Genomic DNA, 16,654 nt, shown 5'->3' with positions numbered 1-16,654 from the left:
ATGAAAGTGAAGATGAAAATGGGTTTTCGATATAAACGCCTTTTAGGGTATGTTTTAGGTTTTGTTTTATTCTATGCTCCCTTTGCGCTATTTCAAAAAATAATATTTTTTATTTTTACAGGAACATGGCAGCAACTGACTATTCACAGTCTGTGCCTGCGCATCCAGACGGAACATTTATTCGATGGGAAATTGCTGACGATGTCGGTGCCTTTTCTGGCGTGTCTTGTGATTTTATTGGCAGTTACATTGTTTTTAGGACCTGTGTTTTGTGGCAGGTTATGCCCAGCGGGAGCTTTTACCGAATATTTGAGTAAAATTATACCTGCCAAATTGCAAATAAGCTGGCGTACTTATACCGAGATCGCGCCGCTGCGCTATGGCATGCTGGCCGGGTTTGTAATATTGCCATTTTTTGATAGTCTGTTGGCCTGCGCATACTGTAATTTCTTTTTATTTGATTTGTTTGTTAACTATTTTATTTTTGGTTATTTCATTTCTTTGACTTCCAGTATGATTTTAACTTTGTTTTTATGGGCCGGTTTGTTTGGACTCTTTACTAAGGGCGGCCGTGGGTTCTGCAATTTTTTGTGCCCTGTAGGTGCTGTGCAGAATCTGTTGTATTCTTTCAGTCGCCGCCTGCCGTTCGTCTATAAGTTAAAGATAGACAGCCAAAAATGTATCGGCTGCCAAAAGTGTGTACAAACTTGCCCGATGGAAGCGATGACGATGCACAATAACAAGGCTGCCAGCTGCGTCCATAACTGTATTCTGTGTGGTGCTTGCATGGCTGAATGTCCGGAACAGGCAATCAGATATGAGAGGTAAAAAGATGAAAAACAGGAGCATAACTTTTTTAGCAGCCATGGGTATACCGGTATCGACGGCGACAGGCATTTCCGGTTGTACAGGCGTCTGCGGCAGCTGCCAGCTAAGCTGCGTACCGGGTGTGCTGGCGGTTATTATTTTAGGCGGCAAGGTGCTGAGCAGAAAAATAGCGGCAAAGAGGCGGGCTGGTTATGAATAAAGCGAGCATAAAAAAACTGACACTGGCTGTACTTGCTGTTACGATCATGGTTTTACTGGGTTTGTTCAAAGCGCAGAATGACGGCGACCGCAGTTTTCACAGAATTGATCTAAGCAAAAATGACAATGTGGAATGCAGCGTAGATATAGGGCATATGGGCCTGCTGAAATACTGGCTGGAACCGAATGTTTTTACGGTAACGCTGCGTTGCCGCACTGGTGATGATATGCTGAAACTGCGTTGCGAAGCAGAAGGTGTAGACGCCATAATTTCGCAGGGGAGCAAAAAAGGCATTTGGAAAAAGCTGAGTCCTGAAGATATTTTAGTAAAACGCAGTAAAAATACAGTGCCGATAAATTTAGAGGTGGCGGTGCCGGAAAAAAATATCTACAGAAAAAATGTGCAGACCGGACAAATAAAAATTTGGAATAATGACGAGCTTTATTCCGTAATAAACTTAAAGATTATCAATTCCAAGTATTGATAAAACTTTTTGAAAAAGCCTTGCCGAAAATATCGGCAAGGCTTTTTCATTATACTTCAAAGTTGTTATGGGAAGGATTTATAAATATATTAAAAGAAATAGTCTTTGTTAGTGAATACGATTTTATTTTTGTATTTTAATAGAAACCTGCGTGAGATAGTCTTGATATGTTGAGGCCAGCCAATAATTTTTCAGTGGCAAAATATACAGGTCGCCGATGAGTTCAAATTGATTCTGGGCGGCTAAGTCTTTTATTTGTTTGGCGACACGTTCGGCATTGCTGCAGTAAGTACCGGGGAAATTAATAGATAGATATAATCCGGCCGTTTTGACTTGAAAATATTCGCTTTGTAAAGGCATACTTATTTCAGTAAAGCACCTGTCAGTATAATAATATTTGCCGTCTAAGAATTTTTGATTATTTAATATCCAGCCAGTTGTACGTTTTTTAAAGTCTTTTTTTGAATAAGCACGTCTGTTATGCTGCATCATGATCATCAATCTGTCTTTACTAGACATCTCGTCGTTGAGATCATCGCTGATCATTAGATATTTTTCTTCCTGGTATCCCAAAGAAATCTGGCTGGACTGGATAGATTTTATGGAACTCAAAACATTATCGGCTTGCTGCAGACTCTTTTTCAGATTTTGTAAACGCTGTATTTCAAGTTCACATCTTTTATCCTGTTCGGTGATAGCAGTGTGGAGGTTCTCTAAGCCCTTTTCTTCCAGATATTGTTTGATATCGTTAATAGAAAAGTCCAGCTTACGTAGATTGACTATTATTTCTAATTGAAAATATTGTTTTAATGAATAGTAGCGATAGCCGTTTTCAGCAACATATTCAGGGACCAGTAATTTATGGCGGTTATAAAATAAAAGGGCTTGTTTGCTTATATTAAATAATGCTGCTAATTCGCCTGCGGTAAACAATTCATTTTTATTAATGTTCATAGTATGCCTCCGGGAATTTCTTTATTGACTGGATACCAAGTATATGGTTTATTATAGCATAAGATATCAAAAAGCAAATATAATTATATTGATAACAAGGTGTTTAACTTAAAAGTAAACGGTGCAAAACCTACGATCACGTCGCTGTAACAGCAAGAGCTGGAGTCAGCAGCTGCCTTGTTATGATTACGAAGTCCTGCGAGAGATAAGGCTGTAATCTAAGCTGCATTGTTGGTGCAGCATTTATACCTTTCCGTAGAACGGGAAGGTTTTTGTATTTAGGAAAGGGTGGCTCGGGTGGCAGAAATAGTTGTTTTTACTAACGTCGAAAGGCAGTTTCAGCGTTTGGAACAAGCCAGAAAAAATTTAAAGAATGATGGTCTGTTAAACTGCAGTTGTAAAAGCATTTTCTTTGGCAGCGAATCATGTTGGAATAAAAATTATGAAAATTTACTTGCTTCTGCTTCTGTTATTATTTTTTGCTGGCAGGGATCCATATGCCATAGCGATTTAAGTGCAAAAAGTAAAGCCTTTTTGCAACGTTGCAATGTAAAATTTGCGATGTTTTCGACAACTGAATTGGAAGCTGATGGAGAGCGCGGCTTTACGGAAGCTGAGCTGAAACTTATCCGTCAATATATCGTTTACAGTGGACTTGAAAATTATAAACAATTATGGCTTTGGCTGCAGGCAGGTTTTGCCGGTGGGAAACATGTATATAATGCGCCTGCAGAGCTGCCGTGGCATGGCATTTGTAATTTTTCAGGGAGAGATTGTTCCGCGGTTGAAAAAGCAGTTATTGGCATTTTATTTTCGCGTGAAAATTGGATATGGCAAGAAACGGTTTATTTGCAGGAGCTGATTAAAGAAATTGAAGCAAATGGGATGAGGGCGCTGCCGATATTCTGCTTATGGAGCGATAATGAAATACAAAATGCTCCTGGGATTTCTAAAGCAATACGGCAATATTTTTATAAAGATGGACGCTGCATTGTAGATGCGGTAATAAACACTTTTAAAGTGGGTTTGACACAAAGCAGCTTAAACGAAAAAGATTTTTTTAAAAAGCTTAATGTGCCTGTTTTGCAGGGCTATAATCTGTTGCGCGGGTACGACAAGTGGTGGGAGTCATTTACAGGTATGGATCCTGTAGAACTTTCATGTAATGTGGTACAACCAGAATTTGACGGAGTTCTGCATGGATTGCCGCTTTCCAGTAAAGAAACAGATGATTATGGGATCGCTTTTTATGCGCCTATACAGGAACGAATAGAAAAAATTGTAGCTAAGGCAGAAAAGTGGGCTGTTTTAAGGGCCAAAAATAATAGGGATAAAAAAGTTGCGATTATTTTTCATAACTATCCTCCTGCTAATGATAGTATTGGCAGCGCTCAGGGGCTTGATTCGCCAGCAAGCGTGGCAGCGTTATTAAGGAAAATGCAGGTTGAAGGTTACCAAACAGGTTCGTTGCCGCAAGACGGACGTATGCTGATTGAAATGCTAGCAGCCGGGTTTACTAATGATCGAAGTTTTTTGACAGAAAGTAAATTGAAAAAAGCTGTTGGGTCAGTTGCGAAAAAATACTATTGTGAGTGGTTTAAGCAACAGGATGCTTCAATACAAGCTGAAATGGAGTGCGAATGGGGTCCTGCACCCGGAAACGTATTTTATTATGATGATAAACTGATGATTCCGGGGATTGCAAGTGGAAATATTTATGTAGGTATGCAGCCACCACGTGGTTTTGGTGAAGATCCTGGCAAAATAATTCATTCGCCGGTGTGTCCTCCGCCGCATTATTATCTGGCTTTTTATGGCTGGCTGCGCAATACATGGCAGGCAGACGCTGTTATACATATTGGGACGCATGGTTCTCTGGAATGGCTGCCTGGGAAAAATGCCGGGCTATCCCGCAAATGCTATCCTGATCTGGCTTTAGGTGATCTGCCGGATATCTATCCCTACTATGTAACTATAGTAGGGGAAGGTATCCAGGCCAAACGACGTGGGTCGGCTTGTCTGATAGGGCACCTTAACCCGCCAAGCAGCCATGCTGAGACCTATGAAGATCTGGCTGAACTGGAAAAACTGCTGGACGAATATGCCCAGTTCAAAGTGGAGCACCCTGCCAGTGTTGGTATAGCAGAAGAGCAGATTATCAATAAAATTTCTGTAATGCATTTGGACGAAGATATACCACGCCATGAACTTGATGCCGACAGCTACATTTTAAAGATTCATGCCTATGTGGAGCAGCTTAAACATATGCAGATCAGGACCGGCTTGCATATTTTAGGAAAAGCACCTGAAGGTGAAGAACTGCTGGACTTTATTTTAGTTTTAACGCGGGTTGAAAATGGCTCGATACCTTCGTTGCCGCAGACTATTGCTGCTGCTTATGGTTTTGATTATTATGAGCTGGAAGCACGCAGCGGCGAAACCTTGGAAAACGGTCAAAGCGGTGCCGCACTGATAGAAAAAATATGGAATGACTGTAAAGCGGTGATACAGCATCTACAAGCTGCCGTTTTTAGCAAAGAAGGCCTCAATAGTCTTTTGGAAATAGAAACGGTTCAAGCGCTGTCTCTTAGTGAAGCTCAGCAGGAAAAGCTGAAAATTACAGCGGCATATATTTGTGATGTTATAGCACCTAATCTGGCACTGACCAGACAGGAGATAACGAATACTCTCAGAGCTTTGAACGGAGAGTACATCGAACCGGGCCCCGGTGGAGCACCTACAAGCGGTCGGGCTGATATTTTACCTACAGGACGCAACTTTTTTGGAGTTGATCCCAATAACCTGCCTACACCTGCGGCCTGGGAACTTGGAAAATTGTTGGCTGACCAGGTGATCATCCGTTACATCAGTGAAGAAAACGAATACCCTGAAAGCATTGGCATCGTTTTATGGTCTGATTCAAATATGCGCAGCAACGGGCAATGTATTGCCGAATTTTTATATTTGCTCGGCGTTAAACCTGTTTGGCAAAGAGGCAGTCAAAGGGTCATCGATTTAGAAATAATACCGCTGGCAGAATTGCAGCGCCCGCGTATAGACATCATGGCTCGGATCAGCGGTTTATTTAGAGACTCGATGGCAGCGGCCGTAGAATTATTAGAACAAGCAGTCGAAATGGTTGCCGGGCTTGATGAAACAACAGAAGAAAATTTTGTCAAAAAACATATCCAAAGTGATGTAGAAGCCTTGACCAGAGAAGGATTGACAGCAGAAGAGTCTGTCAATCAGGCCGCCTATCGCATTTTCGGCTGTCCGCCGGGTGGTTATGGGGCAGGTGTAGCACACCTTATCGAAGAGAAAAACTGGGAAAACATTGCTGACTTAGCCGACGTCTATGTACGATGGGGCGCCCATGCCTATGGTAAAAATAACAACGGTGATTTTGTTCCGCAGTTGTTTCGCAGACGCTTGAGTAATATTGATATTACTATCAAAAATATGGATAACCACGAAGTGCATTTACTCAATTCAGACGATTTCAACGCCTACTGTGGTGGTATGAACGTAGCAGTACGCAGTATTCGCGGCAAAATGCCTAAATGCTATATTGGCGATAGCGCCGACAAAGCCCATACAGAAACCAAAAGCCTTGATGAAGAATTTCGCAGGGTATTTAGAGGCGAATCCATGAACCCTAAATATTTGGAAGGAATGAAAAAACACGGCTACAAAGGCGCGTCTGATCTGGCGGCATTGGTAGCACATGCCTATGGCTGGGATGTTACCAGCTCGGTAATGGAAGACTGGATGTACGAAGGTTTTGCCGGAAAACTGGTTTTGGATGAAGACATGCGGCAATGGATGCAGGAAGTAAATCCATGGGCCCTGCAAAGAATAACTGAAAAGCTGTTAGAAGCAGAACAACGCCAGCTGTGGTCGCCGCTGCCTGAAACAAAAGCTGCACTAAAAAAAATCTACCTTGAGATTGAGGGTGAGCTGGAAGAAAAAAGTGATCTTTAAAGTTAAAATATTTTGTGTGACAATCTAAAAGCTATGCTGGGACTGATCAAGAATATGAAAATAGCAAAAATTGTGCTGAGTTATATTATTCTGGCTTTGGCAGTAATATCTACGAACGGCTGTGATAATGAAAAAAATATAGCATTACCTTATGTAAGTAAAAATACAAACTATCTGGGACTTAAAGATAGTAATGGAAATGTTATAAAAGGAATTAAACCACCGCAGAAAATCGTATCTCTGACGCTGCGTTCCGATGAAATACTTCTCGATTTAGCAGAGCCTGAAAATATTCGTGCTTTAAGCAAATGGGCGGACGACCCATTGATCTCGAATGTTGTTGAAAAAGCAAAAAATGTTTCGAGGCGGGCTGTAATCAACGAAGAAGCTATCATAGAACTTGAACCTGACTTAGTAGTATTATCACAATCTCAGCCCTATGACCTGGTTCATCGTTTAAGAAACATGGGCATACTTGTTTATGTATGTCCTCTAGCCAAAACAGTGCAAGATACCAAAGACATGATATTGGATCTGGGCATATTACTGAGACGGGAAGATGAAGCAAGAAAAATACTTGCTGACATGAACTTCGTGATAAATGATATCCAGAAGAAGGCAGACCAAATATCAGAAAGTGAACGGGTAACTGTCTATCGGTTTTCGGTAAGTGGCGGCAATGGCGGTAAAAACAGCTATTATGACGATATTTGCCGTCTAGCCGGAGTAATCAATACGGCAGGTAAAATGCACTTTAGGGGAACACAGCTTATGCCTAAAGAGCAGGTAGTGCAGATGAACCCTGATGTTATATTTTTACCGACTTGGGATTACAGTGGGAAAATAGATTTAGAAGAATATAAGAAAGAGATTATTAACGATCCTGCTTTACAAACTGTCAAAGCGATCCAAACGGAAAGTTTGTATGTTATTCCAGATAAACATATGCTGTCATCGTCTCAATATATGGTGGAGTGTATCAAAGACATTTATGAAGCTTGCTACGAAAGATAGGATAAAGCATATATCAGTTCAATAAAATATAAATGTATTATTGAAAGTTGCAATAGAGTAGTTTTGACCACAAAATGCATAATCATGTTTCTCTAATCGTTATAAAGTTATATTTAAACTAATGGAAACATATGGTATGGACTGGATAAGCAATAAATTAAATTTGTAACTTCAAGAAACGACTAATTTTTTTGCAATTACTGGTGGTAAGGTACTGTTTTATTGGTTGTTGATAAAGTAAAATGCTGTACGTCTGTACGAAATGAGTACAGTGAAAACTTTATTTCAATAATAAAAAAGATGAAAGGAAGTTGAGTATGTTGAAGAAGAGTATGAGTAAGAGTGCTATGATGATAGCACTGATAACTGGGAGTGTCATCTGGGGGGGTACTGTAGTACAATACATGCTGAAGAACCGGATCAGATATTTACACTAGATCCAATGATCGTGACTGCACAAAGAGCAGAAACTAGGGATTTGGAAACTCCGGCAACTACTAGCGTTATTACTGCAGAAGATATCGAAAATAAGGGGTTTGTGAGTGTTTTTGATGCGTTGGAGCAAACTATAGGTATTCAAAGTTATTCCTACACAGGTGGACAAGGAGATAACGGTAGTTCTACAGGAAGGACTTATATTAGGGGTTTAGATAAAGGAACATTGATTCTATTAAATGGAGCACCAATTAATCTAAATAATTATAATTCAACAGCTGGTATTCCAATATCTGCTGTTGAAAGAATTGAGGTTGTAAAAGGATCTAACTCAGTACTTTATGGCAGCGAAGCTATGGGCGGTGTTATAAATATTGTTACTAAAAAAGCTGGGAAGGTTCGAAATGACATTGCAATTACTGGTGGTAATATTAATAGAGCGTGGGAAGTTAATTCTCGGGGAGATAAATATATTGTAAGCTTTGGGCGAGAGTACTTTAAGGAATTTAAAAATTCATCAATGAAATATGATAATGCCTATGATACAAATAGAAGAGCTTACAACAAGGATAATCTGTTTGCAAGTGTTAGTATTTCTAAAGACTTGACTTTGAATTATATGCATACAGAAGCTAACAATACGGGTATGAATTATTTAAAGCCAGATGCTTCTTTAGCCAAAACCTCTTATAGTTATGATGATAAACGTGATAATGTTGCTTTGATATATGATGATAACAATAATAAAGTAAAATCAAATTTAACTTTTAATAGACGCAGAGTCGATGGGAAACAATATAAAACTGATGGAACTGTTGCCAGAAGTGGCAATAGCAGTAACTTTGTATTATACAGTATCAATTTTGATAATAATAAAAAATGGGATTTATCAGATAAAAGCAGTTTACTGGCTGGTTTTACTGCAAATAAAGAAAAATATAAAGAAATTGCAGATAGTTCACATGCAATTGATAGGGATAGCTTGGGTGTATATGTATCATATGATCATAAATACACTGATAGACTTTCTTCTGTTATAGGGCTAAGAGGACATTTTGTAAAAGATAATGGTTTCGATGGTGCTCATAATGCGTATTTGCCACAGTTACAGACTCTATATAAAATTAATGATGCAACAAGTTTGTATGTTAATGTTGGCAAAGCTTTTGAAATGCCAGCAGTAAATTCTAAATATTCAAGGTCTGGAACTGGAGCGAATAGTGCGTTAAAACCACAGGAGGGGTGGACTTATGAAACTGGAATAAAGCATATTACAGAAACAAGCTCAACTAAATTTGCTGTATTTAATATGCAAATGGATAATAAATTTGCTTGGCGTAAATATAATCAATTAGGTATTACTCCTCCTGCAGGAGTTGATCCTAATACTTATATTCAAGTTAATTTAGGGAAGTTCAGAAATACTGGTGTAGAGTTTGAATATAATAAAATTTTAAGTGAGAATTGGCAATATAATGCTGGATTTACGTACCAAAATCCAGAAGCAAAAGATTCAGGGACATGGGAACAGCAGTCTGCTAGGATTCAATTGACTACAGGCGCAAAATATAGATATAGTAAATTATGGGTAGGAATGAATTTGTTTTATTCAGGAGATAGAGAAGATGCGACTAAAAAAGTTGCTGGAAAAATACATAAATTAAAAGACAATATTAAATTAAATGCGGTCATATCATATGCACCTGACAAAAATAACAGTTTTAAATTTAATTTATATAATTTGTTGGATCGGGACAATGTATTGAATGTTAGTGAAAATTTAGATAGACCTTTCAATTGGACACTATCTTATAATCACTCTTTCTGAGGAGATTAGTGTTGGCGTTCTAATAATAGTCGACACTAATAATTAAATATGAAAAAATTTATTTTTATATCTGTTATAATTTTGTTTCTTGTTATCATTTTTCAAAGCAATTTAGATCATTCAGAAAGTAAATTACTTCAGAAAAAAACTGGCTACAGTAGAGTATTGGCAATCTCTCCTGCACTTGAAGAAATTGCATTAGATTTACTTGAACCTGAAAAAATTGTAGCTATAAGTGATAGTAGTAGAAATTCTGGCAATGAAATAGTTGCAAAGAAAGCTAATAAAATCAAAAATAAAGTTTCAGAAAAACCTAGTACAGAAGAAATAATAAATTTAAAACCGGATGTTATCCTTATCCCAGTTGTTTTTACTAGGACGCAGGCGGATGTTCTAAAGGATTGTGGGTTTAATGTTATTCCATTAGACATACCAGAGGGTTATGAAGCAATCAAAAAAAGAATTATGTATATTGCTAAAAACTTAGGTGTGGAAAATAAAGGCGCAATAGTTACGCAACAAATGGAAAATAAAATACAATCTGTTAGAAGCCGCTTAAAAAAGATTGATAAACCTAAAATTGTTATAGGGTATTCTGTTAATGGAGCTTTTGGAAGGAAACATGGATCCTTTGATAATATTTGTAAAGAGGCAAATGCTGTAAACGGAGCAGGATTACTGAATTTGCAAAGAGGTGAACATCTGTCAAAGGAGCAAATAATAAAATTAGATCCAGATGTAATTATTTGTTCTGTATCAAGTAAGGATAACAATATGATCAAAGAAATTTTAGAAGATCCAGCGTTACAACAAATAAAAGCTGTAAAAAGTAAAGCTGTTTTAGTAGCAGAAGACCGCTATATGAGTTCTAGTACGCAGTATTTTGTAGATGCTGTAGACCATATTTCAAAATTAGTTTATCCGGAATATTTGTGAAGCAATATATTTTTTGATTTTCCAGTAATTATTAAATTATGGCACACTGAAAAATTAATTTTCAAACAAAAAAACCGTCAAAGCCTAATTTTCAAGGGCTTTGACGGTACTTTTTTATGGAGCGGGTGACGAGGCTCGAACTCGCGACACGCGGCTTGGGAAGATTTGATGGATTATTATGTTTATCGCATTACTCCTTGGAATATGGCTTAAATACTAGGTTTTTGAGTATGACTTGAAATTATTAATAGAGGAAATTTTTGAATATTTATCATAAATATATCTATTTGAATTTCATTTAAGCGATGAATAAGCGATAAAATTATTGATATACTTGCTAAATCGTTAGACGGGGGAGCTCGTTCGTGGGTTCGAATCCCACCTACTCCGCACTATCAAAGGTTCAGAGCTTTCGAGTTTTTTCCCGAAAGCTCTTTTTCTGTTTAGGTGGACAATAACAGATAGAAATATAAAAATATTTGGAGCGAGTATATAGAGCTTGCAGAAGATATTAGACAGACAAAGAAATATTCGGAACTTTACAAAGTACGACAAGAGAAAATAGAAAGAGTATTTGCGGATGCGAAAGAGAAGCACGGCATGAGATATACTCTTTACCGAGGCTTAACACAAGTAACGAAATAGGTTAAGCTTAAATTTGCTGCGATGAATTTGAAAAAGCTGGTAATGTGTAAATGGATAGAGCGATCGAAAGGCTCTAGTTTCCTGTTTTTTCTACAATATAGTGGATTTTAAAGTATACAAATGATAGGAAGGAGAAATTATGGAAGTTTAACATTTATCGTAAGTATTTGTTGAAGCGTGAAAGTGGTCAGTAATCGAATAATCTTATTAGCGGATGAAGGCCTGAATTCATATTAAGCGAGAATGAAAATGGAGGGTGTTTACATGGGTAAAAGTTTTTTTGGAAAACGCAGTTGGCATAGAAAGCTTGCTGTAGCAGTGACGGCAGGTTCGATGTCAGGTATGTGTATATTCCTGGTACATTTGCTGCAGATTATGACAGGAATGTATGTGGATTTTAAAGGAACCAGCGATGCTGATTGGCTTGGCAACATTACTGTCGGGACGTTATATCGAAATTAAAATGCTACCGTTTTCTTTCAGGGAATATCTGTCGGCGCTGCCAGACAGAACAGATCTGATCATTAAATACAATAACTATCTGCAAAACAGCTCATTTCCATATACTCTGTTTTTGCCAGGGGGCGAAGAGATTTTGACTTATCTGGAAGGACTTTATAACAGTATTTTAGTCAAAGATATCCTGACAAGAACCAGGATCGCCGATCCGGCAATGCTGGAAAGTGTGATCGAGTATCTTTTTGATAATATGGGTAACCTGTCTACTACAACTAAAATTGCTAATACACTGACCTCGGCCGGACGTAAAATATCAGTGGCAACAGTAGAAACATACATCAGCGCGCTGCGAGAAAGCTTTATTATTTATAAAGCCGGCAGATATGACGTCAAAGGCAGACAATACCTGACCACCGGCGCTAAATATTATATCGCGGACATCTGTTTGCGATATTATTTACTTGGAAATAAAAAATGATCTGGGACATATTTTAGAAAATATAGTTTATCTGGAGCTGTTACGGCGTGGATATCAGGTGTACGTCGGCAAAGTAAACAATGCTGAAGTGGATTTTGTTGCAGTAAGCGCTTTGGGTGAAGAATATTATCAGGTAGCGTACAGCGTTCTGGATGAAAAGACGCTGCAACGTGAGCTGAAGCCACTGGAAGATATTAAAGATCATAATCCTAAATATTTGCTGACAATGGATTTTGTGCCGGCAGTATCACATAATGGCATCAGGCAGCTGAATGTTTTGGACTGGCTGCTGCAGTGAAGGATTATATGTGGTTCGACTCGCATCTGTTCGCCGCGGGCGCAGGCAGGCGGCCATGTTAAGAGTATTGACCGACAAGTTATAAAAATATAAGTCTGGGTGTCTTGTGAAGCTATACTTGTCTAAATATAGCTTGCCGTCATAATTGTGATTGTAATTTTTCATAAACAATGATAGTAAATATTATTTCATTTGCCCAAGATGTCAATAAATATTTTAAAGTAAATATCAGTAAAATAAACAGCTGACAGGAACTTTTAAGTTCCTGTCAGCTGTTTATTTTATCTTAAGAACGGGTTACTCAAAAATGTCGTGCTTTCCTCGAAGACAAAACTTGACTCGGGGGGGACTTGCGTTATAATAAGTAAAAATATCTGGAATTAATTATTATTTGTCTTCAAAAATTAGTGAGATGATATTTTTCTTGGCATAAAGTTATAAACGTGAAGAAGTTTGGTATGAAAACTTTGTGCTGACGTTATCTTAAAATTTAATATGGTGAAATAGAGTATCTTCAGACTGAGTGGGGAATCCGGTTAGAGTCCGGAGCTGTCCCGCAACTGTAAGGGGAACGGTATCATTGCAGTCCTTTCGCAGAGGAATGATACCGTTATGAACTGAGCCAGGGCGCCACCTATTTCGAAAATCCTATAACTTGCGATGTACGAGTTGGATACATTTAATTTAGAAACTTATATATTAAGTATATAAGCTATATTTTAGTGTATCCAATTATTCTGAATAGTGGATGCCTATTCTTCTAAATTAAATGAAGAATAGGCATTTTATTTTTGGGAGGTGTGTAAAGGCTGAATTATTTATTATAGGTCAAGTGATGAAAATTGAAAGAAGGAGTTGTTTAGTTTGAAAGAATCGTGGAGTAAAAAAATTAAATCCCGCAGTTGGCATAGCAAGCTGGCTGTGGCTGTAACTGCCGGGTTGCTGGCCGGGTTATATGTCCCCAGTGTTTTTGCTGCCGAATATAAGCAGGGAATGACAGGCACTATCAATGACAATCAATGGTTGAAAAGTGCTGCTGTTACTAAAGCCGATGATGGCACCATTGTATATGATTTTAATGAAAATACAACTTTTACAGTAGATAATGAAGCAGGTCTTGGACTTTCAGCAGGATTATTTGGCAGTGCGGATGCGGATAAAGTAACTATTAATATGAACGATAATACATTATATATCAATGCGTCCAGTGGAGATTATGGTAATTCTGTTTCTGCTGGTATCAATATTGATGATGGTGATATCGTTGTTATCAATGGCGATGTTGATATCACTTCCCATGGTGGGTCGTGTTTTTCAAGTGGCATTGCAGTTCAAAGAGCGGGGGCAGGCGAAGGTAGAGAATTTACACATCTGACAATCAACGGAGATTTGACGATGCGCAGCGACGATCCGCTAAATCCCTGGGGTATTACGTCTGAAAATATTCATGGTGGCTATGGTCCTGGCGGCAGTGCTTCCGCTGACGCTCCGAATTATAAAGGTGCCCGTTGGGCGCCGGCCGGGATCGATTTGCAAATGGCCGGCGGCAGTATTATTGATATTAATGGAAATGTTGATTTAGCTGTTGCGGGTTCGGCTGTTAAAGTTGATCCATATTATTCTCAATCGGGAATAGATGATTATGATGTTGCAACTATTAATTTAAATGGTGGAACTGTCAATATCGAAACACCGGAAAGTTCTGATGAAACGTATTATGCTTTGGCTAATTATGGCGGTACGATCAATGTTAATATGAACGGTGATCAAGCTGGAACTAATGACGTCAATGTCAAGGGCAATATCATTGTGATGAAGGATGATAACGGTAGTGGTGAGCCTTATTTTTATCAGAATGGACGGATCAATCTGGCACTGACGACCGATAAATCATCTTGGACCGGTGTTGTTGACAACAGCGGTTCTAAGCAGGCCGGCGAGATCAATTTGTTCCTGCAGAATGGTGCGCAGTGGAATCATGAATCTTTATCAAAGACCAATGGTTTACAGGTTCAGAATATGCCTGATCCAAGCATTGACCATTATGGAAAATATGATGGAGTTTCCCATGTCTATAATTTAAGCGGCGGTAATGATGCGGCTAATGCCGGCTATATACTGCAAAATGATACAGCTAAGATTGCTATAGATAATTATAGCGGACATACGGTAGTTGTATATGAGCACACCAACGACGGCACGCAGACTGGCTATTATACGGCCGGTGATATCACGATCCAAAATGCGTCTGCAGGTTCTGGAATCGTTCTTTCGACCGATAACAGCGGTATAACTATGAGTGATAGCGATATGGTCGCCAAGGTGTTAAACGCGTTGGCTGGTAAGCTGACCTATAGAGCGTTTACAGAAGGCGAAACCAATCTGGCTGGCAAAGTACAGATCGCCGATGGTCTGACTTCTTCAAGTGTGGCGGCAACAGTAGGCGAGATAGTATTTGATGCTTCGACAGGGAAGGGTACTAATACTGACGGCGGTACTAAACCGACACCACCGATAAGTAAAACAGAGTTTACTTCCGCGATTACCGGCAATGCGGCAACTGATACTGAATATGCCGAAGCGGGAATCATTCAGGCAGACGGCAGTTATAAATTTACTGAAGACAGCACGATTAATGTTACAGGTAATTCTGCTATAGCTTCTGTTGACGATATAGCTATCAGTGCTGAAGGCAAAGTTTTAACGCTGACCTCTGATAATAAAGTTATTGCCGGTGGCACTCAAAATATGACTATCAGAGCGAAACAATTAAATATCAGCGGTAAAGATAATGGTATCCAATTTTTAAGTGTTTCTGCTGACAAAGTTGCCAAGGGTGTTATTGATGCCGATGTTGCAGTTAATGCTACTGGTAGCATGTATGTTTATGGCATAGACGCACGCGGCAACAGCGATGTTACGATCAATGGTGATGTTTCTATCAAGGGTGCAGATGAATCTAATCCTTGGGGAGTAGTAAGCAACATGGTTCCCAGTATGGCTTATGGCCTTTACGCCGGCGCAAATTTTGCATCAGGAACGAGTGGTAAACTTACTGTTAATGGTGATGTGGATATTGCAGCTAAAGGATCTGGGATATTTGCAGACCATACTGATGCATTGATAAATGTCAATGGCGGCGGGACCGTAAAAGTGGATACCGGGTCTAGTGGTATTTATGCTTTGGGTACAGCCAGTGGTACTGTCAATATGAATATGAATGTCAACAAGACTGCTGCGGCTGATAACAAAGTTAATATTTTTGGTAATCTTGGCGTATTAAACACTAATGTTTCCAATAAAAATGATACAGCGAAAGAAAGTGTCATTAATCTTGGTCTGTCAACAGCAGACTCTAAACTGAATGGTGTAATTTTTAACAATTATACCGAGTCCAATAATAGTAACGGCTACTATGGCAAGGTAAATCTGTTTGTAAAAAATGGGGCGGTGTGGACTAATGAAGTCTACGGAAAAGTAGCTGCAACTTTCAAGGGCAGTACGGTAGAAAACTTTGTTGGCGGCAGCGATGCGGATAAAGCAGGCAATATCTTCCAGAAAGACAGCAATAACCTGACCTTTAATAACTACAGCGGTTATACCAATATTTACTATGCTCATGAGAACAGTGGTGAAAACTCCACAGATTATACGGCTGGTGATACCATTGTAAAACATGCGGCAGAAGGCAGCGGCATAAGCCTGATCACAGATAACAGCGGGATCACGATCAGTGATCAAGATCAGGTAAACAGCGTGTTAAACGCTTTGGCAGGCAAGCTGACTTATAAAAACTACACTACCGGTGAAGATAACCTCAAAGGCTATGTAAAAATTGCCGACGGCTTAACAGCATCTTCGGCAGCACTGACAACAGGCGATATTACCTTCAGTAAGGATACAGGTAAAGGCAGTTACGAAGCTGGCAGCGGGGAAACTCCGGAACCTGGCGATAAAACTGAATTTACCACGCAGATCACAGGTGATGCGCAGGCAGATGTGGAATACAAGGGTGCCGGCGTGATCCAGGCTGACGGAACTTACAAATTTGATAAAGATGTAAGTATTACTACCAGTGGAGCAGCAATTACCGGCAACGATTATAATATTGATGC

Annotated in this window: 10 protein-coding genes, 2 pseudogenes and 1 riboswitch; of the genes and pseudogenes, 11 read left to right on the top strand and 1 reads right to left on the bottom strand. The window is 39.1% G+C overall.

Features of this window, described 5'->3' with window-relative positions; genetic code table 11:
- Positions 1–12: 12 nt before the first annotated feature.
- From Q4G98_RS04725 to Q4G98_RS04715, 3 genes are read left to right on the top strand one after another with little or no spacing between them, the layout of a single operon-like run.
- On the top strand, positions 13–828 hold the full coding sequence (locus Q4G98_RS04725) for a 4Fe-4S binding protein (protein WP_298565799.1): 816 nt from the start codon (positions 13–15) through the stop codon (positions 826–828).
- Between the two features lie 4 nt (positions 829–832).
- A complete protein-coding gene (locus Q4G98_RS04720) occupies positions 833–1,027 on the top strand; it encodes a hypothetical protein (RefSeq protein WP_177560089.1) in 195 nt (64 codons plus the stop codon).
- Positions 1,020–1,511 (top strand): hypothetical protein, encoded by a 492-nt coding sequence (locus Q4G98_RS04715; RefSeq protein ID WP_177560086.1) that lies wholly within the window; start codon positions 1,020–1,022, stop codon positions 1,509–1,511. Before Q4G98_RS04720 ends, Q4G98_RS04715 begins: the two co-directional genes overlap by 8 nt.
- Before the next feature lie 123 nt (positions 1,512–1,634).
- Here Q4G98_RS04715 and Q4G98_RS04710 read toward each other — a convergent pair whose 3' ends face one another.
- Entirely contained in the window at positions 1,635–2,465 is an 831-nt protein-coding gene (locus Q4G98_RS04710) for a MerR family transcriptional regulator (RefSeq protein WP_177560083.1), read from the bottom strand.
- 561 nt (positions 2,466–3,026) lie between these two features.
- On the opposite strand from Q4G98_RS04710, the gene cobN reads away from it, so the two are divergent.
- The 8 genes and pseudogenes from cobN to Q4G98_RS04665 all read left to right on the top strand — a co-directional run.
- On the top strand, positions 3,027–6,446 hold the full coding sequence (cobN, locus tag Q4G98_RS04705) for a cobaltochelatase subunit CobN (protein ID WP_301961861.1): 3,420 nt from the start codon (positions 3,027–3,029) through the stop codon (positions 6,444–6,446).
- A 54-nt stretch (positions 6,447–6,500) separates the two neighbouring features.
- Positions 6,501–7,460, top strand: coding sequence for an ABC transporter substrate-binding protein (locus Q4G98_RS04700; protein ID WP_298565806.1), 960 nt, complete (start codon positions 6,501–6,503; stop codon positions 7,458–7,460).
- Positions 7,461–7,938: 478 nt separating this feature from the next.
- Positions 7,939–9,723, top strand: a complete 1,785-nt coding sequence (locus Q4G98_RS04695) for a TonB-dependent siderophore receptor (RefSeq protein ID WP_298565809.1) — start codon at positions 7,939–7,941, stop codon at positions 9,721–9,723.
- Between the two features lie 48 nt (positions 9,724–9,771).
- Positions 9,772–10,659, top strand: a complete 888-nt coding sequence (locus Q4G98_RS04690) for an ABC transporter substrate-binding protein (RefSeq protein ID WP_298565812.1) — start codon at positions 9,772–9,774, stop codon at positions 10,657–10,659.
- A 474-nt stretch (positions 10,660–11,133) separates the two neighbouring features.
- A pseudogene (locus tag Q4G98_RS04685) lies at positions 11,134–11,301 on the top strand (transposase); the annotation flags it as partial.
- Positions 11,302–11,568: 267 nt separating this feature from the next.
- A complete protein-coding gene (locus Q4G98_RS04680) occupies positions 11,569–11,766 on the top strand; it encodes a hypothetical protein (RefSeq protein ID WP_298565815.1) in 198 nt (65 codons plus the stop codon).
- Positions 11,729–12,539: pseudogene (locus tag Q4G98_RS12370) on the top strand (ATP-binding protein); the annotation flags it as partial. The gene Q4G98_RS04680 and the pseudogene Q4G98_RS12370, both read left to right, overlap by 38 nt.
- Positions 12,540–13,026: 487 nt before the next feature.
- Positions 13,027–13,193, top strand: a riboswitch (cobalamin riboswitch).
- Between the two features lie 210 nt (positions 13,194–13,403).
- Positions 13,404–16,654: hypothetical protein (locus tag Q4G98_RS04665; RefSeq protein ID WP_301961860.1), on the top strand; the 3,251-nt coding region annotated here is incomplete at its 3' end.

Origin of the sequence: uncultured Phascolarctobacterium sp., assembly GCF_958349595.1 — a bacterium.
Lineage (GTDB): Bacteria > Bacillota > Negativicutes > Acidaminococcales > Acidaminococcaceae > Phascolarctobacterium.
The sequence above is the reverse complement of the archived record's forward strand: the minus strand, read 5'-3'. Positions and strand labels throughout refer to the sequence as shown.

Excerpts from the sequence above, each read along its gene's own strand:
- Q4G98_RS04725 (WP_298565799.1), top strand. The coding sequence starts at position 13 with ATGAAAATGGGTTTTCGATATAAACGCCTTTTAGGGTATGTTTTAGGT.
- Q4G98_RS04720 (WP_177560089.1), top strand. The coding sequence starts at position 833 with ATGAAAAACAGGAGCATAACTTTTTTAGCAGCCATGGGTATACCGGTA.
- Q4G98_RS04715 (WP_177560086.1), top strand. The coding sequence starts at position 1,020 with ATGAATAAAGCGAGCATAAAAAAACTGACACTGGCTGTACTTGCTGTT.
- Q4G98_RS04710 (WP_177560083.1), bottom strand. The coding sequence starts at position 2,465 with ATGAACATTAATAAAAATGAATTGTTTACCGCAGGCGAATTAGCAGCA.
- cobN (WP_301961861.1), top strand. The coding sequence starts at position 3,027 with ATGTTTTCGACAACTGAATTGGAAGCTGATGGAGAGCGCGGCTTTACG.
- Q4G98_RS04700 (WP_298565806.1), top strand. The coding sequence starts at position 6,501 with ATGAAAATAGCAAAAATTGTGCTGAGTTATATTATTCTGGCTTTGGCA.
- Q4G98_RS04690 (WP_298565812.1), top strand. The coding sequence starts at position 9,772 with ATGAAAAAATTTATTTTTATATCTGTTATAATTTTGTTTCTTGTTATC.
- Q4G98_RS04680 (WP_298565815.1), top strand. The coding sequence starts at position 11,569 with ATGGGTAAAAGTTTTTTTGGAAAACGCAGTTGGCATAGAAAGCTTGCT.